This is a genomic window from Burkholderia sp. Ac-20344 (assembly GCF_017104975.1).
Lineage (GTDB): Bacteria > Pseudomonadota > Gammaproteobacteria > Burkholderiales > Burkholderiaceae > Burkholderia.
The window spans coordinates 23,989-46,809 of sequence record NZ_JAAGPP010000016.1 but is presented as its reverse complement, the minus strand read 5'-3'; the positions used below and the strand labels follow the sequence as shown (position 1 = coordinate 46,809).

21 protein-coding genes and 1 tRNA gene are annotated in these 22,821 nt (G+C 65.7%); 9 read left to right on the top strand and 13 right to left on the bottom strand.

Going from position 1 to position 22,821, the window contains the following annotated elements; translation table 11 throughout:
- Positions 1–41: 41 nt before the first annotated feature.
- A complete protein-coding gene (locus G3N64_RS08005) occupies positions 42–872 on the bottom strand; it encodes an undecaprenyl-diphosphate phosphatase (RefSeq protein WP_205783344.1) in 831 nt (276 codons plus the stop codon).
- 478 nt (positions 873–1,350) lie between these two features.
- Between G3N64_RS08005 and G3N64_RS08000 the strand changes: the two genes are divergently transcribed.
- The 5 genes from G3N64_RS08000 (at position 1,351) to G3N64_RS07980 (ending at position 6,895) form a co-directional block, all read left to right on the top strand.
- Positions 1,351–2,262 carry an aldose epimerase gene (locus tag G3N64_RS08000; RefSeq protein ID WP_205783343.1) on the top strand — a complete coding sequence of 304 codons (912 nt, stop codon included), beginning with the start codon at positions 1,351–1,353 and terminating at the stop codon, positions 2,260–2,262.
- 152 nt (positions 2,263–2,414) lie between these two features.
- Positions 2,415–3,116 carry a peptidoglycan DD-metalloendopeptidase family protein gene (locus G3N64_RS07995; protein ID WP_205783342.1) on the top strand — a complete coding sequence of 234 codons (702 nt, stop codon included), beginning with the start codon at positions 2,415–2,417 and terminating at the stop codon, positions 3,114–3,116.
- Between the two features lie 369 nt (positions 3,117–3,485).
- On the top strand, positions 3,486–5,105 hold the full coding sequence (locus G3N64_RS07990) for an acyl-CoA synthetase (RefSeq protein WP_205783341.1): 1,620 nt from the start codon (positions 3,486–3,488) through the stop codon (positions 5,103–5,105).
- Between the two features lie 76 nt (positions 5,106–5,181).
- Positions 5,182–5,505, top strand: a complete 324-nt coding sequence (locus G3N64_RS07985; RefSeq protein WP_205783340.1) for a DUF2288 domain-containing protein — start codon at positions 5,182–5,184, stop codon at positions 5,503–5,505.
- A 10-nt stretch (positions 5,506–5,515) separates the two neighbouring features.
- Positions 5,516–6,895: an MATE family efflux transporter gene (locus tag G3N64_RS07980; protein WP_205783339.1), complete on the top strand. Its 1,380-nt coding sequence runs from the start codon at positions 5,516–5,518 to the stop codon at positions 6,893–6,895.
- Between the two features lie 19 nt (positions 6,896–6,914).
- Here G3N64_RS07980 and G3N64_RS07975 read toward each other — a convergent pair whose 3' ends face one another.
- The gene (locus tag G3N64_RS07975; RefSeq protein WP_205783338.1) at positions 6,915–7,091 is read right to left on the bottom strand and encodes a hypothetical protein; all 177 of its coding nucleotides are present in this window, start codon (positions 7,089–7,091) and stop codon (positions 6,915–6,917) included.
- Between the two features lie 136 nt (positions 7,092–7,227).
- Between G3N64_RS07975 and G3N64_RS07970 the strand changes: the two genes are divergently transcribed.
- Entirely contained in the window at positions 7,228–7,398 is a 171-nt protein-coding gene (locus G3N64_RS07970; protein ID WP_205783337.1) for a hypothetical protein, read from the top strand.
- Positions 7,399–7,597: 199 nt separating this feature from the next.
- Here the strand turns inward: G3N64_RS07970 and G3N64_RS07965 are convergent, their stop codons facing one another.
- The gene (locus G3N64_RS07965) at positions 7,598–8,404 is read right to left on the bottom strand and encodes a GNAT family N-acyltransferase (RefSeq protein ID WP_205783336.1); all 807 of its coding nucleotides are present in this window, start codon (positions 8,402–8,404) and stop codon (positions 7,598–7,600) included.
- 170 nt (positions 8,405–8,574) lie between these two features.
- Positions 8,575–9,036 (bottom strand): phosphohistidine phosphatase SixA, encoded by a 462-nt coding sequence (gene sixA / locus G3N64_RS07960; RefSeq protein ID WP_205783335.1) that lies wholly within the window; start codon positions 9,034–9,036, stop codon positions 8,575–8,577.
- A gap of 160 nt (positions 9,037–9,196) precedes the next feature.
- Between sixA and G3N64_RS07955 the strand changes: the two genes are divergently transcribed.
- Together G3N64_RS07955 and G3N64_RS07950 are read left to right on the top strand one after the other, a co-directional pair.
- Positions 9,197–9,273: transfer RNA gene (locus tag G3N64_RS07955), tRNA-Pro, on the top strand.
- Positions 9,274–9,874: 601 nt separating this feature from the next.
- Complete coding sequence (locus tag G3N64_RS07950; protein WP_205783334.1) at positions 9,875–10,309, top strand: hypothetical protein; 435 nt, start codon at positions 9,875–9,877, stop codon at positions 10,307–10,309.
- Positions 10,310–10,393: 84 nt separating this feature from the next.
- Here the strand turns inward: G3N64_RS07950 and ppx are convergent, their stop codons facing one another.
- Positions 10,394–11,908 (bottom strand): exopolyphosphatase, encoded by a 1,515-nt coding sequence (gene ppx / locus G3N64_RS07945; RefSeq protein WP_085040508.1) that lies wholly within the window; start codon positions 11,906–11,908, stop codon positions 10,394–10,396.
- Between the two features lie 278 nt (positions 11,909–12,186).
- Here ppx and ppk1 point away from each other — a divergent pair, with 278 nt between their 5' ends.
- Positions 12,187–14,250 (top strand): polyphosphate kinase 1, encoded by a 2,064-nt coding sequence (gene ppk1 / locus G3N64_RS07940; RefSeq protein WP_205783333.1) that lies wholly within the window; start codon positions 12,187–12,189, stop codon positions 14,248–14,250.
- A 37-nt stretch (positions 14,251–14,287) separates the two neighbouring features.
- Here the strand turns inward: ppk1 and phoR are convergent, their stop codons facing one another.
- From phoR to glmM, 8 genes are all read right to left on the bottom strand, one after another.
- Positions 14,288–15,607: a phosphate regulon sensor histidine kinase PhoR gene (gene phoR / locus G3N64_RS07935; RefSeq protein WP_205783332.1), complete on the bottom strand. Its 1,320-nt coding sequence runs from the start codon at positions 15,605–15,607 to the stop codon at positions 14,288–14,290.
- 57 nt (positions 15,608–15,664) lie between these two features.
- Positions 15,665–16,366 (bottom strand): phosphate regulon transcriptional regulator PhoB, encoded by a 702-nt coding sequence (gene phoB, locus G3N64_RS07930; protein WP_027787869.1) that lies wholly within the window; start codon positions 16,364–16,366, stop codon positions 15,665–15,667.
- A 31-nt stretch (positions 16,367–16,397) separates the two neighbouring features.
- Complete coding sequence (gene phoU / locus G3N64_RS07925; RefSeq protein ID WP_205783331.1) at positions 16,398–17,102, bottom strand: phosphate signaling complex protein PhoU; 705 nt, start codon at positions 17,100–17,102, stop codon at positions 16,398–16,400.
- An 18-nt stretch (positions 17,103–17,120) separates the two neighbouring features.
- Positions 17,121–17,969 carry a phosphate ABC transporter ATP-binding protein PstB gene (gene pstB, locus G3N64_RS07920; protein ID WP_205783330.1) on the bottom strand — a complete coding sequence of 283 codons (849 nt, stop codon included), beginning with the start codon at positions 17,967–17,969 and terminating at the stop codon, positions 17,121–17,123.
- Positions 17,970–17,984: 15 nt separating this feature from the next.
- Positions 17,985–18,878 (bottom strand): phosphate ABC transporter permease PstA, encoded by an 894-nt coding sequence (gene pstA / locus G3N64_RS07915; RefSeq protein WP_205783329.1) that lies wholly within the window; start codon positions 18,876–18,878, stop codon positions 17,985–17,987.
- On the bottom strand, positions 18,875–19,861 hold the full coding sequence (gene pstC / locus G3N64_RS07910; protein ID WP_205783328.1) for a phosphate ABC transporter permease PstC: 987 nt from the start codon (positions 19,859–19,861) through the stop codon (positions 18,875–18,877). Before pstC ends, pstA begins: the two co-directional genes overlap by 4 nt.
- 94 nt (positions 19,862–19,955) lie before the next feature.
- A complete protein-coding gene (gene pstS, locus G3N64_RS07905; protein WP_205783327.1) occupies positions 19,956–20,990 on the bottom strand; it encodes a phosphate ABC transporter substrate-binding protein PstS in 1,035 nt (344 codons plus the stop codon).
- A gap of 452 nt (positions 20,991–21,442) precedes the next feature.
- Positions 21,443–22,798 (bottom strand): phosphoglucosamine mutase, encoded by a 1,356-nt coding sequence (gene glmM, locus G3N64_RS07900; RefSeq protein ID WP_205783326.1) that lies wholly within the window; start codon positions 22,796–22,798, stop codon positions 21,443–21,445.
- Between the last annotated feature and the right edge of the window lie 23 nt (positions 22,799–22,821).

Here is a 22,821-nt window from a genome sequence, read left to right as displayed (position 1 = left end):
ACCCGATCATCGCGTCACATTACGCGAGAGCGGCCTTCGCATCAAACCGGCTGCGGATGCAGCATGAACCAGCCGAGAAAGAACACGCCGGCGATCACGCAATACACGCCGAACGAAGCCAGCCGGCCGCGCCCTTCGAAATAGCGCATCAGGAACCGCACGCTCAGGTACGCGGCGATCGCCGTCAGCACGCCGCCGAGCAGCGCATCGGCGAGCTGATCGCGCGCATGGAACAGCTTCGGCAGTTCGAGCACACCCGCCGCAAAAATGATCGGCGTGCCGAGCAGGAACGAGAATTCCGCGGCTTTCTCCGCCGTCAGCCCCGCCGCATTGCCGGCGATCATCGTCAGCCCGCTGCGCGAGAAGCCCGGAATCAGCGCGCCGATCTGTGCGAGACCCACGAAGAACGCCTGCTTGAACGTCATCTTTTCGGGCGCCTGATGTGCGCGGCTGCGCTGAATGCGATCGCCGAGCCACAGCAGCACGCCGTTCACGATCAGCGCGAACGCAACGATCCGCAGGTCGTGGAACACGCGTTCGATGCGCTTCTCGAGGAGCAGCCCGACGATGCCGGTCGGAATCGTACCGATGATCAGCGCCCACATCAGGTGCCCGTCGTCGTTCTTGCGGCCGCCGAGCTGGGCGATGAAGCCGCCGATCAGCGCGATCCAGCGCGCACGGAAATACCACAGCAGCGCCAGCGCGGTGCCGAGGTGCAGCGCGACGAGGAACGGCAGCAGTTGCGGTGCGTGCTTGTCGATGTGCATGCCGAACAGCGCCGGCACGAGCAGCGTATGGCCAAGGCTGCTAACGGGAAAAAGTTCGGTGACGCCCTGCAGGACGCTCAGGAATACCAGAAACCAGAGACTCACGCGTCGGTCCTTTTAGTGAAGATTGAGCGGGAAGAAAAGCGGACGACGCGATGCGCGTCCCAAAAAACGCGCCCCGATTATGCCGAGCCCGGATTACTGCGCCAAGGCATTTGGCTGGATATTGCGGCAATGCACACAAACGCTTGCAATTTGTAAGCACTCAGAAAGCAAAAAGCCCGCCATTTGCATGGCGGGCCTTTCGACTTCGGCAGTAATTGCCGTCAGCGGCCGAGCTGATAGAAAAATAATACCGTGCTGCCGGTGAACATGCCAAACAGTGCGATACCCATTGCCATTGCCAGATCCATGGCCCCCTCCACGAAGTGTCATGACCCGGCAACATCACCGGTTTAGAGGCATTATCCCGACCGTTGACAGTCTTAAAAACTCGCGATTTCCCGAGAAGGGTTTTCCCCGAGCCGCCACGGCCCGATAATGGAGCGCGCCGTTCCCGTCCACCCGCCCAACCCGATTCGCCATGCCGACCTTCCAGCAACACGACATTCACGAACTCCACGCCGGCCCGTCGCTCGTCCGGATCGCTCCGCAATTCGGCGGCCGCCTGCTGTCATGGCATGTCGACGGCGAACCGGTGATCTTCTGGCCGGAAGCGGCCGACTGGAGCAACCTCGCGCGCGTGCGCGGCGGCAACCCGCTGCTGTTCCCATTCCTCGGCCGTCACCGCGTCGACGGCGAACTCGGCCGCTGGCGCGACGCCGCTGGCGTGGTGCGCGACCTGCCGATGCACGGCTTCGCGCGCGACCTGCCGTTCGCCGCGCAACCGTCGGCCGACGGCGCCGCGCTGTCGATGACGCTCGACGCGACCGACGCGCTGCGGGCCAGCTACCCGTTCGATTTCCGGTTCGAAACGACCTACCGGCTGGCCGACTCGCATACGCTCGACGTCGCACTGACGACGACCAATCGCGGCGACACGCCGCTGCCCTACTACGCCGGCCACCATTTCTATTTCGCGCTGCCGCACGGCGAGCGCGCCGAAACCACGCTCGAACTGCCGTCGACGCATCGTTGCGCGCAGCAGGCGGACGGTTCGATCAGCACGCCCGAACCGGGCAAAGCCCGTTATCGCCTCGACAACCCGGACATCCTCGACCGCTTCCACTGCCTCGACGGCGTGCCGGCCACGCCCGTGCGCATCGCGATGCCGGGCCGCCGCCGCACGATCGAGATCGCGCTCGACGTGCCGGGTTCGATCCCGTGGTACGCGGTCACGACCTGGACCGAAAAGCCGGATTCGGACTTTTACTGCGTCGAACCGTGGCTCGGCCTGCCGGATGCGATCCACAACGGCCTCGGGCTGCGCATGCTTGCGCCGGGCGCGACTGAAACCGCCACGCTGCGGATTCGCGTCCTTCCGCTCGCCGGCTGATACACCGGCTGATACGTCAATTCGTTGCGCACCGAACCGGCACGCAACGGCCCCGACAACAGCCCAAACTGCGGTGCGCGGGTCGAACCCGTTAAAATCGGACGTTTTGTGTTGCCTGCCGCGTCACGAGCGGCAGGGTTTTGCGAGGTTCAATGTTCGGAACAACAACGAAGCGATTCTTCGCAGCCGCCTGCGCCGCCCTGCTCGTCGCGTGCGGCTCCGCGCCTGTCGGCCCCGGGTTCTATCGCGTCGAGCGCGGCGATACGCTCTACAAGATCGCGCGCGACAACCGCACGTCGGTATCGAACGTCGTGCGCTGGAACCAGATGACGAACCCCGATGCGATCGAAGTCGGCCAGGTGCTGCGCGTCGCGCCGCCGCCCGGCACGACCACCGCCTCGACGCCGTCGACCACCGGCACCGGCAGTGCCGGCCGGGCTCGCCCCGCGCCTTCCGCACCGCTTGAATCGGCCGTCAAGCCGGCCACGAGCATCGCGCTGATCTGGCCGGCAGCCGGCAACGTGGTTCGCACGTTCGACGGCTCGAAATCGAAGGGCATCGACATCGCGAACTCGCCGGGCACATCGGTGGTCGCGGCCGCGCCGGGTGTAGTGGTCTATGCGGGTAACGGGTTGCGCGGCTACGGCAACCTGATCATCCTCAAACACAACGCCGACTACCTGACCGCCTACGCGCACAACCGCGCGCTGCTGGTGAAGGAAGGCCAGTCGGTCACGCAGGGGCAGTCGATCGCCGAGATGGGCAACAGCGACAGCGATCGCGTCGCGCTGCATTTCGAGCTGCGCTACGGCGGCCGATCGATCGACCCGTCACGCTACCTGCCGGCGCGCTGAGCGCCCGACGGGCGACACGCGATGCCGGCGCGCATCGCGTGCCGTCGCGGTGAAAATCGGGAAAGGTCGTGTCAGCGCTTGCGCAGACGTCCGGTGAAACGGCCGGACAACGGATCGACGTGACGGGCAAACGCCACCAGCACGCCGATTCCGATCAGGCTGAACCCCGCAGCTATCAGAAGCAAATCCATGGTCACACACTGATTTTTAGGTGATCTTATGCGTCATTGTGGAATCCTGCACTGAGCCGAGACTATTGGACGAGTACGAAGATTCCCTACCCTCGGACGCCATTGTGGATTTGTCTGCGTGAAATCCTGATGTAAGTCGTTCGCCCGCCACCACGCTCACCGCCCTGGAGACAACGCGATGCTGCCCGCCGCCGACCGCTACGACGACCTGCTCTCCCGCTTTGCGTGGGAGATTCCGGCGCGCTACAACATCGGCGTGGACGTCTGCGACAAATGGGCCGACGGCAGCGGACGCCTCGCGCTGATCCACGAAACGGCGCAAGGCGACGTTTTTCGCATCACGTTCGACGACCTGAGGAATGCCTCTAACCGGCTCGCGAACAGCTTTGCGCGTGCCGGCCTGCAGCGCGGCGACCGCATCGGCATCTTTCTCGCGCAGGGCCCCGAAACGGCCATCGCCCACCTCGCCGCCTACAAGCTCGGCGCGATCGCGGTGCCGCTCTTCACATTGTTCGGCGTCGATGCGCTCGAATACCGGCTCGCGAACAGCGAGGCGGCTGCGCTCGTCACCGACGCGGCCGGCTACGCGAAAATCGCGCCGCTGCGCGCGCAGCTTCCGGCACTGCATACCGTCTACTGCATCGGCGGCGATGCGCCCGACGCGCCGGGCGTGCTGCGCTACGACGCGGCGCTCGCCGCCGAAACGCCCGATTTCGTGCCGGCCGATACGGCCGCCGACGATCCGGCGGTCATCATCTATACCTCCGGCACGACGGGCAAACCGAAAGGCGCATTGCACGCGCATCGCGTGCTGCCAGGCCACCTCCCGGGCGTCGAGATGTCGCAGCAGTGCTTCCCGCGCGACGCACGCCTGTTCTGGACACCTGCCGACTGGGCGTGGATCGGCGGCCTGCTCGACGTGCTGCTGCCGTCATGGCATCACGGCGTGCCCGTGCTCGCCCGCCGTTTCGAGAAATTCGACGGAGACGCGGCGTTCGCGCTGATGGCACGGCATGGCGTCACCCACGCGTTCCTGCCGCCCACCGCGCTGAAGCTGATGCGCACCGTCGCGGCACCGCGCGAACGCTACGCGCTGTCGCTGAAATCGGTCGCGAGCGGCGGGGAATCGCTCGGCACCGAGCTGACGGCCTGGGGCCGCGACGCGCTCGGCGTGACGATCAACGAGTTCTACGGGCAGACCGAGTGCAACATGGTGCTGTCGTCATGCGCGGCGCTGTTCGATGCGCAGCCCGGCGCAATCGGCAAGGCGGTGCCCGGCCATGCGGTCGCGATCGTCGATGCGGACGGCACGCCGCTGCCCCCGGGCGTCGAAGGGCGCATCGCGGTGCGCCGCCCCGACCCGGTAATGTTCCTCGAATACTGGCGCAACGCCGATGCGACGCGCGACAAGTTCGCTGGCGACTACCTGCTCACCGGCGATACGGGCATGATCGACGCCGACGGTTTCGTGCGCTTCGTCGGCCGCGACGACGACGTGATCACGAGCGCCGGCTACCGGATCGGCCCGGGTCCGATCGAGGACTGCCTGCTGACGCATCCGGCGGTGCGGATGGCAGCCGTCGTCGGCGTGCCCGACGCGACGCGCACCGAGATCGTCAAGGCGTTCGTCGTGCTGAATCCCGGCCACACGGGCGACGATGCGCTCGTGCAGGCACTGCAGGCGCACGTGCGCACGCGCCTCGCCGCGCACGAGTACCCGCGCGCGATCGCGTTCGTCGACAGTCTGCCGATGACAGCGACCGGCAAGATCGTACGCCGCGCGCTGCGCGACGCGTAGGCCGGCCGCCACCCGCGCCGCCCGCCCGGCCGGATGGTTTATAGTGGCGCCACCACGCAGTCTTTCCACGAAAACGATGTCCTCTGATCAACACTCCGACGCGGGCGCGTCGCACAGCCCGCTCTACGCCAAACTCCTCGGCGAAACCGCCAAGATCGACTGGTGCGATCTCGAACGCTTCTTCGCGCAGGGCAAGCTGCTGTCCGTTGCGCGCGACCTCGATCTCGTCAGCGTCGCAGAAGCGGTTGCCGCCGACGATGCCGAGCAGGTCACGCGCTGGCTGTCGGCGGGCCTCGTCGCGCGCATGCCGGCCGAGACCGCTGCCGATTACGCGGCGCGCGATCCGGAGCTGTGGGCGGTCGTCGTATCGCCGTGGGTGTGCGTACAGGAACGCGACTGACGCGTCCGCCATGTCCGAATCCGCGTTACCGCACGGGGCCGGCACGGGTGCGGCCGCCTCGGCCACCGTCACGCACCGGCGCGTCCTCGCGCTCGCGTTCCCGATCGTTCTGGCAAACCTGACCCAGCCGATCCTCGGTGCGGTCGACACAGCCGTCGCCGGCCACCTCGACGGCGCGCAGTACCTCGGCGGCGTCGCGCTCGGCGGGCTGTTCTTCAATTTCGTGTTCTGGGGGTTCGGTTTCCTGCGGATGGGGACGACCGGCCTCGTCGCGCAGGCGCATGGTGCCGGCGACGCCGCCGGGATCCGCCTGAACCTGCTGCGCGCGTTGATCGTCGCGTTCGCGCTCGGCGCCGCGGTGCTGGCGCTGCAGGTGCCGCTTCTGTCATTTGCGCTGTCCGCGCTGGGCGGCAGCGACGCCGTCCGCGCAACGGCGCTTGCCTACGGCCACACACGGATCTGGAGCGCGCCGTTCGCGCTCGCGAACTACGTCGTGCTCGGCTACCTGCTCGGCGTGCAGCGCGTCCGGCTCGCGCTCGTCGCGCAGGTGTTCATCAATGCGGTGAACATCGGCGCCGTGCTGCTCTACGTGTACGGCTTCGGCTGGGGCATCGCCGGCATCGGCGCCGCAACGGCCACCGCAGATGCATGCGGTTTCGCGCTCGGTGCATGGATGCTGTGGCGGCTACGGCCGCGCGGCCTCGCGCCGATCGCAGTACGCGCGCTCGCCGATCGCGTCGCACTCAAGCGGCTGATCGCCCTCAATCGCGACATCTTCCTGCGCACGCTGTGCCTGCTCGGCGCATTCGGCTGGTTCGCGCACCTCGGGGCGAAACAGGGCGATGCGACGCTCGCGGCAAACGCGCTGCTGCTGAATTTCCAGACGTTCATGGCGTACGGCCTCGACGGCTTCGCGCATGCGGCTGAAGCGCTCGTCGGCGCAGCGGCCGGCGCGCGCGACCGCCGCGCCTTCCGGCAGGCCGTGCGCATCACGCTGTTCTGGTCGGCACTCGGCGCGCTGCTGTTCGCGCTCGTGTACTGGGCCGCCGGCGGCTGGATCGTCGCGCGTCTGACCGACCAGGCCGAGATCCGCGAAGTGGCGCTGCGCTACCTGCCGTGGGCCGCGATTTCGCCGATCGTGTCGGTCTGGGGCTTCCTGCTCGACGGCGTCTTCATCGGCGCCACGCAGACGCAATCGCTGATGCGTGCGATGGTCGCGTCGTTGTCGATCTTCGTCGTGGCCACGCTCACCGCCGTCGGCACGTTCGGCAATCACGGCCTCTGGTTCGCGCTGCTGCTGTTCATGGCCGCACGCGGCGCGACGCTGGCGCGCTACCTGCCGGGGCTGTTGCGGCACGTCGGCACCGACGCGCCCGCGGCCCGCGCCTGACGGCGGGCCGAACCGGTCGTTACTGCACAGGCTTCGGCGGCGGCGCGTCGAGCATCGACGGCGGCGTCATGTCGGTCGGCACGCCATGATAGTCGGCCGGATCCTGCGGCGGATGGCCGCGACGGGCCTGACGAGGATCGCTGGTACAGCCGGCGAGGAAGGATGCGGCCAGCACGGCCAGCATGAAACGGGTCATCGGGTATGGCTCCGGAAAACGGCGCGCCCATCGCACGCCGGGACCGCGCCGAGTCTAGCGGAAATCCTGCTTCGGAGTCGTGCCGCGCATGTCCTACTATGTACGCATGGCGCTGTGCCGTGGAAAGGAGGCTGCCATGTCGTCTGAGGAAATTGCCGGCCTGATCGGCCTGTTCATCGGTCTGATGGTGCTCGTCGCCTTGTCGTTCTTCGAGTCGCGCGAATACAAGCGCAACCATGGCGGCGAAGGGATGATCCATCACTGGATGGCCGAACACCACCTGCTCGACTGGCGGCGCAAGCACTAAGCGCGCCGCTGCCGGCCGGCCCTCCCCCGGGCCGTTCGCGAACGTGCCGCCCCGCGGCACGCCGGTGATCGCGTATCGCCGAAATTAACAGGGTCCGATTCACACGTGCTGGTCAGATGGACGAACGCCGTCGCGCGGCTCATGCCACGCGACGGCGTTCGCTTGCGCGCCCGGACGGGCGCGACGCGGCTCGGAGGGCTCAGCCCAGGAAGTGGCGGGCGTAGCGCGCGTTGATGTCGGACAGGCGGAACAGCGTCAGGAAATCCGCGCAGTTGAAGTCGGGATCCCAGGCCGGCGCACCGCAGATCTTCGCGCCGAGACGCAGGTAACCCTTGATCAGCGGCGGCGGCGCCACGACGGTGCCCGTCTGCAGTTCGTCGACCGGCAGGGCCGTGTGCGGGAACGCGCGATACTCGGGCGCCGTCAGCGAGCCCACCGACAGCGACTGGTACAGGTTCGCCGCGTAGTGGCCGCCGTCGGCCATCGACACGCTCGCGCAGCCGAGCATCGTCTCGTAGCCGTTCTGCATCATGTACGCGCCAAGGCCGCCCCACAGCGCCATGATCACGGCGCCGCTGCGGTAGTCGCTGTGCACGCACGAACGTCCGACCTCGACCATCTTGCCGCGCAGGTGCGTGAGGCGCGACAGGTCGAATTCGCCTTCGGCGTACAGGCGGCCGACACACGCGGCCTGATGCGGCGGCAGCACGCGGTACGTTCCGACGACCTTCAGCGTGTCGAGATCGCGAACCAGCAGGTGGTCGCAATACGCATCGAACGGATCGACGTCGAGACCGGAGGGGCCGCTGACCTGCGCGCCCATCTCTTCGGCGAACACGCTGTAACGCAGGCGCTGGGCTTCGCGCAGTTCGTCTTCCGTACGCGCCCACGCGGCGCGCAGGCGATACTCCGATGTGACGGTTTCAGCAGCGCGCGGCAGGCGGCGCCGCGACGTGTCGAGGGGCAGCGAGGCAAAAGGGAGCGTAGGCGTCGGCAGTTCTCGCATTAGGCTTTCCTGATCGTAAGGAATAGGACGACATGCCCGCCAATGTAGTAATCGGCCGTGACCGTTATGTGGCACGACCGTGTCCTTTCAATGACGTGTCGCCGAATTGACTTTAGCAGAAAGCTTGCAAAACCGTATGATCAATCCCTTCAAAGCTCTTCAGGCCGGCCTCACGCCAGGTCGGGCGTCATTACCGCCCGCAGCACGGCCTGCCGGCTGCCATCACGCGTGCGGCTCGCCAGCCACACGATTCCGCCCTTCTTGACGCTCCAGCTGTCGTCGTCGCCGCTGATCAACTGCGCGGCGACGCTGCCGAGCGTCGGCTGGTGCCCGACGATCACGACCGTCGGCGCGATACCTTCCGGCCAGCCGGCCGCCGCCAGCACGTCGTCGACGCCGCCGCCCGGCGCGAGCGCGTCGACCGTCCGGTATTGATCGGTCAGCGCCTCGACGGTCTGCACGGTACGCGCTGCCGGGCTCGCGAGGATCACCGTGTTCGTCTCGAGCCGGGCACGCAGCCATTTGGCCATTGCCTGCGCGTCCTTGCGGCCCCGAACGGTCAACTGGCGCGCGAGATCGCTCGCCGCGTAGTCTTCGGCTTCGGCGTGGCGCCACAGGATCAGGTTCATCATGATGTTCTCCTTGCTTCGGCGAACGGCCCCGCGCCCATGCGTCCGGGCCGGCCGATTACCGTGCGAATTGTCGCAAATCGCGCCGGTTCGCCGCCGCGGCATTTATCCGCATATGGGGATTGACCGGATCGGCCATTCAACGATAGAATCTTTGGCTCGTCGGAGCGTAGCGCAGCCTGGTAGCGCATCTGATTTGGGATCAGAGGGTCGTAGGTTCGAATCCTATCGCTCCGACCAAAGGAATCAAGGGGTTACGGTTGAACACCGTAGCCCCTTTTCCGTTTCTGGGCCCCTGGTTTCTGGGCCCCTGGTTTCTGGGCCCTTGTAACGTCGGTCTGGATTCACAGTTCGCGCCACCTCAATCCATTGTAGGGATCAATTGGGGCATCGACGCTACAACGATCCACACAGCCCCCGGCAGCCATGACTCGCGTTCGGCGCAGCGCAAATGACTGATGGCTCGCCGCCTTCAATGCGGCGTCACGGTCCTTCGCCAGATCGACCGCAACATGGCGATAGCCCCTCAGGATCGGATAGCCACCGTTCAACGATGGACGGCTGACAGCGCTTACGCGCCGTCGGGGTCGCTCTTGTCCGAATCGCGAGCATGCGCCGCGGTAACCGAGGTCACGGCCAGGATCGGCGTGCGTGCGGCAAGTCAGGAAGACTTCAGCGTCGGCAAGGTTCGTGGAAAGACCGGCTGGAAACGATTGAGCTCCCGCCCGGCGGGCCCGTCCGTCGGGTTGCCGACGACATACCGGCCAACGAGCCACCCTCAGCCCGCATACGGCACTTGCCGGAACACGCGATAATGCGCGTGGACAACCTGCATCCACGCATGAAAAACAACATACACAAGACCGCCCTCTGCGCATCGCTGCTCGCGCTCGCGACGGCCGGCACCGCGTCGGCGAAAGCACTCGACGACGCACTCGACTGCCACTCCACCGGCCACAAGTTCGTCGCGCCGCTGCTCGCCGCCGGCGATATCCAGTCGGAGCCGATGCACGTCGAATCGAACTCGGTCAACGCATTCCGCACGAACCACTCGCTGACGGCGTACGGCTTCGGCGTGTATGTCGTACTCGGCTACCAGGCGAACGACCCGATCTTCCGTCCGGGCGACGGCACGCCGATCGGCGACTGGGCCTACGGCGTCGTGGTGCGCGGCACGAAAAGCTCCGTGGAGAATGCCGTGCGCAAGGCCGGCAGCGACGCGACCGTCAAGCAGGCGTTTCCGTTCCTGACCGCGATCGTCTGCTCGTCGGACTGAACGGCCGTCAGGACGATCAGCGACAACCCTGAGGGGCACGAACCATCCTGCGGCTCAGCCCCTCCCAGGCCCGCTATCGACCGTTTACGCGCCGGTATACACCACGCGATATGGGATACCGACCTTCTCCCACTCGGCCGCCTCCTGGCTGAGGCTGTAGTCGGTCAGCGGGTTCTGCTCGACCCACGCGCTCGGCAAGCGCACTTCATACCCGCCCTTCTTCATCTGCGAAACGGAAATGTCCGGCAGCCCCGCATCGGTCCGGCGCCGGCACAGCAGCGCCGCGAGCCGCAGGCAGAACAGCAGCGGCCACTCGACCTCGCGCGCCTGCGACAGCTTGCCGAGCTTGCCCGCGTGACCAAGCACGAGCGCGGCAAGCCGCGCCTGGTCGGTGCGCGAAAAACCCGGCATGTCCGCATTGCTCGCGATATAGGCCGAATGCTTGTGATACGCGCTGTGCGAGATCGACAGGCCGATCTCGTGCAACGCGGCCGCCCAGCCGAGGAACATCCGCCCTTCCTCTCGCGCTTCGTCGTCGGCCTCCTCGAGTTCGTCGTAGAAACGCCCCGCCAGCGCACCGATCCGCTCGGCCTGCGCACGATCGACACCGTAGCGGCGCGTGAAGCCCTCGACGGTCACCGCGCGCATGTCCTCGTGCTGCGTCCGGCCAAGCAGGTCGTACAGCACACCGAGGCGCAGCGCGCCGTCGGTCGTATCGACGTAGTCGACGCCGAGTTCCTCGAACACCGCAAGCATGATCGCGAGGCCGCCCGCGAGCACCGGCACGCGGTCGGGCTTCAGCGCGATCAGCTTCAGCCGGTTGACGTTCTCCGACTTGATCAGCGCACGCTTCAGGCGCTCGAGGCCGCCGCGCGAAATGCCGTGCGTGATGCCCGGATCGTTGAAGCCGTTCGCCTCGACGAGCTCCGCGAGCGCGCGTGCGGTGCCGGACGAACCGATCGCCTGGTCCCAGCCGGCCTTCTTGTACTCGCTCGAAATGATCTGGATCTCGCGCTTGGCCGCGAGTTCGGCCTGCCGCATCGTATATTCGTCGACGTTGCCGGCCGGGAAGAAGGTGCGGCTATGGCTCACGCAGCCGATATAGAGACTCTCCATCACGATCGGCGTGTAGTGCGAGCCGATGATGAATTCGGTGGAGCCGCCGCCGATGTCGACGACGAGCCGCTTGCCGGCGCTTGCCGGCACCGAGTGCGCGGCCCCCGCGTAGATCAGCCGCGCTTCTTCGCGGCCTGCAATCACTTCGATCGGGAAACCGAGCGCCGCTTCGGCCTCACCGAGAAATTCACCCGCGTTCTTCGCGACGCGCAGCGTGTTGGTCGCCACCGCGCGCACATGGTCGGGATGGAAATCGCGCAGGCGCTCGCCGAACCGCTTGAGCGCCTCCCAGCCACGCTCCTGCGACGCGCGATCGAGCATCTTGTCGCTCGACAGGCCCGCGGCCAGCCGGACGGGCTCGCGCAGTGCGTCGACGGGATAGATCTGGCTGCCCGCCGGCGTTTCCTCGACACGCCCGACGATCAGCCGGAAACTGTTCGAGCCGAGATCCACGGCAGCCAGCAAGTGGGGGGTTGTAACCATCAGAAGGGGCTCCGTGCGCGTTCGCCCGCGGCGGCCGGTGCGACAGCCTTGGGCGATCAATCAAAGGCGACATTTTAAGCGTGGAACGCTTGCCATTGCCACGCTTCACGGGCATGCACACTGCTCGTTTGCATATCGTCGAAACATTTATGGGACGAAACGGTTACAACGTAGAATTTCCCGATATAAATACAGCATTGTCATCAGCACGTCATCGTACCGTGAGAGTTTCCGAGCGTCCTTTCGAATCATCGCCCGAATTACCCCCTACTCTGCCGATGTCCGTCCGTTATCCGCTTCTCAATCGTGAACTCGGCATCCTCGGTTTCAACGAGCGCGTGCTGGCCCAGGCAGCCGATCCGCAAGTCCCGTTGCTCGAGCGCCTCCGCTTCATCTGCATCACCAGCAGCAATCTCGACGAATTCTTCGAAGTCCGGATGGCCGGGCTGCAGGAGCAGATCCGCGACAACCCCGGCGCGCTGACGCCCGACGGCATGTCGTTACAACATGCTTACGATCTCGTCGTCGAACGCGCTCAGCGGCTCGTCCATCGACAGTACACGATGCTGCACGAAACCGTGCTGCCCGCGCTCGAACAGGAAGGCATCTACTTCCATGCGAGCGACACGTGGAACGACGCACAGCTCGAATGGGCGCGGCACTACTTCCTCGACGAGCTGCTGCCGGTGCTGACGCCGATCGGCCTCGATCCCGCCCACCCGTTCCCGCGCGTGCTGAACAAGAGCCTGAACTTCGTCGTCGAGCTCGAAGGCCGCGACGCGTTCGGCCGCCAGGCCGTGATGGGCATCGTGCAGGCGCCGCGCGCGCTGCCGCGCGTCGTGCGCATGCCGCACGCGCTGTCGGGCTTCGAACACGGCTTCGTGCTGCTGAGCTCGTTCATGCAGCGCTTCGTCGGCGAACTCTTCCCGCAACTCGTCGTGAAGAGCTGCAACCAGTTCCGCATCACGCGCAACAGCGAGCTGTTCGTCGACGAGGACGAAATCACGAACCTGCGCGTCGCGCTGCAGGGCGAACTGCCCGCGCGCCACCTCGGCAACGCGGTGCGCCTCGAGGTGTCGGCCGACACGCCGCCGCACATCGTGCGCCGCCTGCTCGAGGAAAGCGAACTCGGCGAGAAGGACTGCTATCGCGTGACCGGATCGGTGAACCTCGTGCGGCTGATGCAGATCCCCGATCTCGTCGACCGCCCCGACCTGAAGTTCACGCCGTTCACCGCATCGACCCCGGTCGCGATCACGAACGCGCCGACGATGTTCGACGCGATCGACAACGGCGACATCCTGCTGCACCACCCGTACGAGAGCTTCCAGCCGGTGCTCGAACTGCTGCAGCAGGCCGCGAAAGATCCGAGCGTCGTCGCGATCAAGCAGACGATCTACCGCACCGGCACCGATTCGCCGCTGATGGACGCGCTGATGGAAGCCGCGCGCAACGGCAAGGAAGTGACCGTCGTCGTCGAACTGCTCGCACGCTTCGACGAGGAAACCAACATCAACTGGGCGTCGCAGCTCGAAGCCGTCGGCGCGCATGTCGTGTACGGCGTGGTCGGTCACAAGTGCCACGCGAAGATGATGCTGATCGTGCGGCGTGTCGTACAGGCCGGCAAGGCGTCGCTGCGCCGCTACGTGCACCTCGGCACCGGCAACTACCATCCGCGCACGGCGCGCCTCTACACCGACTTCGGGCTGATGACGGCCGACCAGAAGATCTGCGAGGACGTGCATCACGTGTTCCAGCAGCTGACCGGCATCGGCGGCGAACTCACGCTGCACGAGCTGTGGCAGTCGCCGTTCACGCTGCATCCGCGCATCATCGACTCGATCCGAGCGGAGATCGACAATGCGCGTGCCGGCAAGCGCGCACGCGTCGTCGCGAAGATGAACGCGCTGCTGGAGCCGTCGGTGATCGCTGCGTTGTACGAAGCGTCGCAGGCCGGCGTCAAGGTCGACCTGATCGTGCGCGGTGTCTGCGCACTGAAGCCCGGCGTGCCGGGGCTGTCGGAAAACATCACCGTGCGCTCGATCGTCGGCCGCTTCCTCGAGCACCACCGGATCTACTATTTCCACGCGAACGGCGCCGAGGACGTCTATCTGTCGAGCGCCGACTGGATGGACCGCAACCTGTTCCGCCGCGTCGAAGTCGCGTTCCCGGTCCGCGATCGCAAGCTCAAGCGGCGCGTGATCGCCGAAGGACTGTCGGTGTGCCTCGGCGACAACCAGTCGGCATGGCAGATGCACAGCGACGGCCACTACCGCCGGCGCCGCGCAGGCAAGACGGTCCGCAACGCGCAACTCGGGTTGCTCGCGAAGTTCTGCTCCTGAACCGGCAGCGCGACGCGAGTCGCGTGCCGCTAAGCGATCATGCTTCGTACGCGGCCGGCCGGATCGCGATGATGTGCGAGCCCGGGAACCGCGCGGTGAACGTGCTGCCGCGCCCTTCCTCGCTCTGCACGTACAGGTGCGCGTCGTGCCGCTGCAGCACGTGCTTGACGATCGCAAGCCCGAGCCCCGTGCCGCCGGTATCGCGCGAACGGCTGCGGTCGACGCGGTAGAAGCGTTCGGTGAGCCGCGGCAGGTCGGCGGCCGGGATGCCGAAGCCGCTGTCCGTGACGGAAAACACGCCTTGCGCGCCTTCGCGCCGCCACGTCACGACGATCTTGCCGCCTTCCGGCGTATAGCGGATCGCGTTGGTGACGAGATTCGCGAATGCGCTGAACAGCTCCGTCTGCGCGCCGGTGACGCCGAGCGTCTCGTCGATCGAGAACGCGATGTCGTGATGCCCGTTCGACAGCGTCTGCGCGTCCTCCTTCAGATGGTCGAACACGGCGCGCATGTCGATCGCGCGATCGAGCGGCGGCTTGCTCTCGCCCTCCAGCTTCGCGAGCACCAGCAAGTCGGTGACGATGTGCCGCATCCGCGATGCCTGCTGCTCCATCATCTCGAGATAACGCGCGCGGTCTTCCTCGTTCAGCGGCAGCTCGCGCATCGTCTCGAGGAAACCCGACAGCACGGTGAGCGGCGTCTTCAACTCGTGCGACACGTTCGCGACGAAGTCGCGCCGCATCGCGTCGGTGCGCTCGAGTTCGGTGATGTCCTGCGTGAGCAGCAGCTTGCGGTTCTCGCCGTACGGAAACACCTGCACTTCCAGCACGTTCTGCCGCGAGTCGCCCATCCCGCGCATCACGAGCGTCTCCTCGTAATGCTGTGCGTTCAGGTAGCGGACGAAATCGGGATGGCGTACCAGGTTGGTGATGTGCTGGCGCAGGTCACGCTTCGCATCGAGGCCGAAATGGACCTCGGCGATCGCATTGCACCATTCGATCTGGTCGTGATCATCGAGCATCGCGACGCCGTTCGGCGATGCCTGGATCGCCTGGATGAAGCGCGAATGCTGCTGCTCGACCTGCCGCACCTGCGCATGCCACTGCTTCGCGAGCTTGTGCAGACGATAGTAGATCTCGCCCCAGATGCCCGGCGCACTCGGTACCTCGCCATAGACCGGCGCATCGAGCAGCCGCCACAGACGCTGCGTATGAAAGGTGCTGAAAAAGCCCTGCGCGATCAGCATCACGGCCACGAACACGAGGCCCGCGGTCGGGCCGGCGAACACGCCGACCAATACGCCGATCAGCACGAGCAGCACGAGCGACACCAGAAAGCGCGCCCAGATGATGTTCATGATTCAGCGCCCGAAAGAATGAACGGCATGCCGTGGCACACGGCATGCGTGGATACGTTACGCGTGCTTGGCGAGCCGGTAGCCGCTGCCGCGCACGGTCTCGATCATCGCATCGCAGCCGGCCGGTTTCAAGGCCGCGCGCAATCGTTTGATGTGCACGTCGACGGTACGCTCCTCGACGAATACATGGTCGCCCCACACCTGGTCGAGCAGTTGCGTGCGGCTGTGCACGCGCTCCGGATGGGTCATGAAGAAATGCAGCAGGCGGAATTCGGTCGGGCCGAGATCGAGCTTGATCTCGCTGCCTTCCGCATGCGCGGCGACGCGATGCGTGGCCGGGTCGAGGCGCAGCCCGTTGATCGACACGACGTCCTCGGTCAGCTGCGGCGCACGGCGGCGCAGCACGGCCTTGATCCGCGCCATCAGCTCCTTCGGCGAGAACGGCTTCGTCACGTAGTCGTCCGCGCCGATTTCGAGGCCGAGCACCTTGTCCTGCTCGTCGCCGCGTGCAGTCAGCATGATGATCGGGATGTGCTTGGTCCGTTCGTTGTTGCGCAGGTCGCGCGCAAACGCGATACCGGACTTGCCCGGCAGCATCCAGTCGAGCAGCACGAGATCGGGCAGCACGTCACTGATCAGGTTCTGCGCCTGCTCCGCGTTGTACGCACGGATCGGGCAGTGACCGGCGTGCTGGAGATTCACCGAGATCAGTTCGGAAATCGCGGGCTCATCTTCAACGACGAGAATGTTGCTGGGCATCGGCACCTCTGTTCTTCCTTTATGGAGTCGATTAACTGTTGGCTTCGCGATCGAGCGTGTCGCGCGGCTGGTGCCGTACGTCGGTGCCCTTCACGATGTAGATGATGAATTCGGCGATGTTCTTCGCGTGGTCGCCGATCCGCTCGATCGCCTTCGCGATGAACAGGTAGTCGAGGCCGACCGAGATCGTGCGCGGATCTTCCTGCATGTACGACACGAGCTTGCGCACGAACGCACGGAATTCCAGGTCGATTTCCTTGTCGTCCTTGACGATCTGCGCGGCGGCCACCGTATCGAGACGCGCAAACGCGTCGAGCGCGCGGCGCAGGATCGTCACGGCCATCTCGCCCGACACCTTGATCTCGGCGATGTTGACCGTGCGCGCGGCCGGTTCGTCGACCAGGCGGCGCACGCGCTTCGCGATCTTCTCGGCCTCGTCGCCGGCGCGCTCGAGGTTCGTAATCGTTTTCGAAATCGACATCAAAAGACGCAGGTCACGCGCGGCAGGCTGCCTCCGCGCGATGATGTTGCCGCACTCCTGGTCGATGTCGACTTCCATCGCGTTCAGCGTTTCCTCGGCCGCGATCACCCTCTCGGCCGCATCGCGATCGAATTCGTTCAGCGCGTGCATCGCGCCGACGATCTGCGACTCGACCAGCCCGCCCATTTCCAGCACTTTCGACGACACCGCATTGAGATCGGCGTCGAACTGGCTCGACAGATGTTTATCCGACATGGCTGTTGTTCTCCGTCATCAGCCGAAGCGGCCGGTGATGTAGTCTTCCGTTTCCTTGCGCACCGGCTTGATGAAGATCTTTTCGGTATCGCCGAATTCGATCAGCTCGCCCAGGTACATGTAGGCCGTGTAATCCGAGCAGCGTGCAGCCTGCTGCATGTTGTGCGTGACGATCACGACCGTGTAGTCGCTCTTCAGCTCCGCGATCAGCTCTTCGATGCGGCCGGTCGAGATCGGGTCGAGCGCCGAGCACGGTTCGTCGAGCAGCAGCACTTCCGGACGGATCGCGATGCCGCGCGCGATGCACAGACGCTGCTGCTGGCCGCCCGAGAGGCCGTAGCCGCTCTGGTTCAGCTTGTCCTTCACTTCGTTCCACAGCGCGGCCTTCGTGAGCGCCCACTCGACGCGGTCGTCCATTTCCGAGCGCGTGAGCTTTTCGAACATCTTCACGCCGAACGCGATGTTGTCGTAGATCGACATCGGGAACGGGGTCGGCTTCTGAAACACCATGCCGATACGCGCGCGCAGCAGCGAGATGTCGCGCTTCGTCGTCAGCAGGTTCTCGCCGTCCATCAGGATTTCGCCTTCGGCGCGCTGCTCCGGATAGAGCGCGAACATCTTGTTGAACGTGCGCAGCAGCGTCGACTTGCCGCAGCCCGACGGGCCGATGAACGCCGTCACCTTCCCTTCGGGAATGCTCAGGTTGATGTTCTTCAGCGCATGGAACTTGTTGTAGAAGAAGTTGAGGTTGTTGACCTCGATCTTCGCGTTCAGCGGCGCCAGCGGACGGCCATGCGCCGCATCTTGCGTGCCGGCGGGCGCAGCAGTGCGCTCGACGGGATTCAGGTGGCTTTCTGCCATATTCATCGGATTGCTCCGCCGTTACTTTTTCGAGAAGATCGAGCGCGCCAGGATGTTGAGTCCGAGCACCCCGAGCGTAATCAGGAACACGCCCGCCCATGCGAGCGACTGCCATTCCGCGAACGGGCTCATCGCGAACTTGTAGATCGTGACGGGCAGGTTCGCCATCGGCTGGCCCATGTCGACCGAGAAGAACTGGTTCGACAGGGCCGTGAACAGCAGCGGCGCCGTTTCGCCGGCGATCCGGGCGATTGCGAGCAGCACGCCCGTCACGATCCCGCCGACCGATGCGCGCAGCGTGATCTTCAGCACCATGCGCCACTTCGGCGTGCCGAGCGCGAAGGCCGCTTCGCGCAGCGCGTTCGGCACGAGCTTCAGCATGTTCTCGGTCGTGCGGATCACGATCGGAATCTGCAGCAGGGCGAGCGCGATCACGCCGGCCCAGCCCGAGAAGCGCCCCGACTTCGCGACGACGATCGCGTACACGAACAGGCCGATGACGATCGACGGCGCGGACAGCAGAATGTCGTTGATGAAGCGGATCGTGCTCGCCAGCAGGTTCTTCTGGCCGTATTCGGCCAGATAGACGCCCGCGAGGATGCCGATCGGCGTGCCGACCAGCGTGCCGAAACCGCACAGCAGCAGGCTGCCGACGATCGCGTTCGCGAGACCGCCGCCTTCCGTGTTCGGGGCCGGCGTCGATTCCGTGAACAGCTGCAGCGACAGGCCGCTGACGCCGAGATGCACCGTCGTGTAGAGAATCCACACGAGCCACAGCAGGCCGAAGGCCATCGCGCCGAGCGACGCGGCCAGCGCGATCGCGTTGACGGCCTTGCGCTTGCGCTGCAGGCGGTTGCGCATCGCGTCGAGCACGGCGCCGTCCGGCCCCGGGAAATTCATGATGGGCTCGCTCATTTCTTGCCCTCTCCCTTCTCGAGACGAAGCAGCAGCAGTTTGGAGATGGACAGCACGACGACCGTGATCACGAACAGGATCAGGCCCAGTTCCATCAGCGCGGACGTATGCAGGCCCGGTTGCGCTTCCGCGAATTCGTTTGCCAGCGCCGACGTGATGCTGTTGCCGGGTGCGAACAGCGACACGCTGTCGAGCAGGTTCGTGTTGCCGATCACGAAGGTCACGGCCATCGTCTCGCCGAGCGCGCGGCCGAGGCCGAGCATCACGCCGCCGATCACGCCGGTCTTCGTATAGGGCAGCACGACCTTCCACATGACTTCCCAGGTCGTGCAGCCGATCCCGTACGCCGATTCCTTCAGCAGCACGGGCGTGACTTCGAACACGTCACGCATCACCGATGCGATGTACGGGATGATCATGATCGCGAGGATCACGCCCGCTGCCAGGATGCCGATACCGATCGGCGGGCCGGCAGTCAGCGGGCCGAGAATCCAGACGTCCTTGAACAGGCGGCCGATCGGTTTCTGGAAATATTCCGCGAAGATCGGTGCGAACACGAGCAGGCCCCACATGCCGTACACGATCGACGGAATCGCGGCGAGCAGCTCGATCGCGATGCCGAGCGGGCGGCGCAGCCACACGGGCGACAGCTCGGTAAGGAACAGCGCGATGCCGAAGCTGACCGGCACGGCGATGACGAGCGCGATGATCGACGTCACGATCGTGCCGTAGATCGGCACGATCGCGCCATAGATGTCCGAGTTGGGATCCCACTCGGATTGCCACAGGAAGCCGAGGCCGAACTTCTGGATGGTCGGCATCGACGCGATGATCAGGGAAACGATGATCCCGCCGAGCAGCAGCAGGGTCACGATGGCGGCAAGCCGTGCAAGACCGCCGAATACGACATCCCCGAGGCGGCTCGGCGCGCGTTGCTGCGCAACGTCGGCGGACCGTGAGGACGTATAGGAAATATCAGACATGGGTGCCTGCTTTTGATTGCCGGGCGCCGTAACGCCCGGCTTTACCGCACACACTGCCCGACCGGCACGGCCGGGCAGCGAACCGCTGCAATGCTTACTCGGCGGCGACCGGCTTGCCCGACGCGTCCGTCACCTTGACCTTCCACTGCTTGCGGATTTCCGCTTCGACTGCCGGCGGCAGCGAGATGTAGTCCAGGCTGTCAGCAGCCTTCTCGCCGTTCTTGAACGCCCAGCTGAAGAACTTCAGCGTTTCCGCGCCCTGCTCCGGCTTTTCCTGCTTCGCGTGCAGCAGCACGAACGTCGCGCCGACGACCGGCCATGCTTCCTTGCCCGGCTGGTTCGTCAGGATCTGGTAGAACGACTTCGACCAGTTCGCGCCTGCAGCAGCGGCCTTGAACGTTTCCGTCTTCGGCTCGACCACCGTGCCCGTCGAGTTCTTCAGGGCCGTGTAGATCATGTTGTTCTTCTTGGCGTACGCCCATTCGACGTAGCCGACTGCGCCCGGCAGACGCTGCACGAAAGCTGCGACGCCGTCGTTGCCCTTGCCGCCCGTGCCCGTCGGCCAGTTGACCGTCGTGCCTTCGCCGACCTTCGACTTCCACTCGTCGTTGACCTTCGACAGGTAGTTCGTCCAGATGAAGCTCGTGCCCGAGCCGTCGGCGCGGCGAACCACGGCGATGTCCGTGTCCGGCAGCTTGACCTTCGGGTTCAGCGCGGCGATCGCCGGATCGTTCCACTTCTTGATCTTGCCGAGGTAGATGTCGCCGAGCACCGGGCCCGACAGCGTCAGTTCACCGGCCTTCACGCCCGGCACGTTGACGACCGGCACCACGCCGCCGACCACCGTCGGAAACTGGAACAGGCCTTCCTTCGCGAGCTCGTCATCCTTCAGCGGAGCGTCCGAACCGGCAAAATCGACCGTCTTCGCGACGATCTGCTTCAGGCCGCCCGACGAACCGATACCTTGGTAGTTGACCTTCGCGCCGCCGGTCTGCTGGTAGTCAGCAGCCCATTTCGTATAGATCGGCATCGCGAACGTGCTGCCTGCGCCCGTGATGTCGGCAGCGTGGGCGGCGACGGCGAAAAGCGCGCCAGCCAGGCCGGCAATCGCGGTTTGCATCAATTTCATGAGACCTCCAGTGTGTGAGCGGATGACTACGGCACCGCGAAGGTTAGGGGCTCCTCATGACGGTAATGTGACAATCAATGAAACTGGCGTGACAGTAACATGACTGGTTGAAAGGGAGTATCTGGGGTGGCGTGCGCGGTGCCCGGACCGCGCCGGAACGGCGAAGGCGGCAAGAATTGCCGGCCTGGAAGGGACGGGAGGCGACCCGTTTCACATGGGTGCGCGCGGATCGTAGCGCAGTGTCGGCGGCACGGAAAGCCGCCGCTCATGGTTGGCCCGATATCAGGGGTCTGACGATTTTTCGCCCCCCGAATACGGTAGCCGACGCGCCCTTCTTATCGGTATCGCAAACCTTTGCGTCTGACGAAATTGCGGCGCCCGAAGGCGCCGCATGCCGGTTCACCGGAAAGCCGGCGCGCGGGCGTTTGACCGCCCCGCGCCAGGCCCGTGCGTCAGGTCGTCGCCGCGCGGACCGCGTCGGCGATCGTCTCCGCATGGCGGACCGCGTCGGCGGCGTGCTGCGCTTCGACCATCACGCGCAGCACGGGCTCCGTGCCCGATGCGCGGATCAGCACGCGGCCGCTGCCGGCGAGCGCGGCTTCGGCTGCGTCGATTGCAGCGCGAATCGACGTGCTGCCCTTCCAGTCGGCGCCCGGCTTCATCCGCACGTTGATCAGCTTCTGCGGGAACAGCGTGACGCCGTCGAGCATCTGCGCGAGGGTCTGGCCGCTGCGTTTCAGCGCGGCCAGCACGAGCAGCGCCGACACGATGCCGTCGCCGGTCGAGTGGCGGTCGAGCGACAGGATGTGGCCCGAACCTTCCGCGCCGAGCTGCCAGCCGTGCTCGCGCAACTGTTCGAGCACGTAGCGGTCGCCGACTGCCGCCCGGACGAACTTCACGCCCTCGCGCTGCAGCGCGACTTCGACGGCGAGGTTCGTCATCAGCGTGCCGACCGCGCCGTCGACCTTGCCGTCGGTCGCGATCCGGTCCTTCACGAGCACGTAGAGCAGCTCGTCGCCGTTGTACAGGCGGCCGGTCGAGTCGACCACCTGCAGGCGGTCCGCATCGCCGTCGAGCGCAATGCCGAGATCGGCGTGGTTCGCGCGCACCGCGCGCACCAGCGCGTCCGGCGCGGTTGCACCGACGCCGTCGTTGATGTTGAAGCCGTTCGGCGCAACGCCGATCGGGATCACGTCCGCGCCGAGTTCGTGGAACACGTGCGGTGCGATCTGGTACGCGGCGCCGTGCGCACAGTCGATCACGAGCTTCAGCCCGCGCAGGTTGAACGCAGCCGGGAACGTGCTCTTGCAGAACTCGATGTAGCGGCCGGCCGCATCGTCAAGGCGGCGTGCCTTGCCGAGACCGTCGGACGACGCGCATTCGAGCGGCTTGTCGAGCCATGCTTCGATCGCGGCTTCGGTGTCGTCCGGCAGCTTGTTGCCGTCCGCGGAGAAAAACTTGATCCCGTTGTCGTGATACGGGTTGTGCGATGCGCTGATCACGACGCCCGCCGACAGGCGCAGCGCGCGCGTCAGGTACGCGACGCCCGGCGTCGGCATCGGGCCGGCCAGCATCACGTCGACGCCGGCCGCCGAGAATCCGGCCTCGAGCGCGGCTTCGAGCATGTAGCCCGACACGCGCGTGTCCTTGCCGATCAGCACGGTCGGACGCGAGCCTGCCGCGACATCGGCCGAGCTGGCCAGCACCTTGCCGGCCGCGTAGCCGAGACGCAACACGAAATCCGGCGTGATGGGCGCCTCGCCCACCGTGCCGCGAATGCCGTCCGTGCCGAAATATCGACGTCCCATAGCGAATCTTCCTCCTTCGTCTT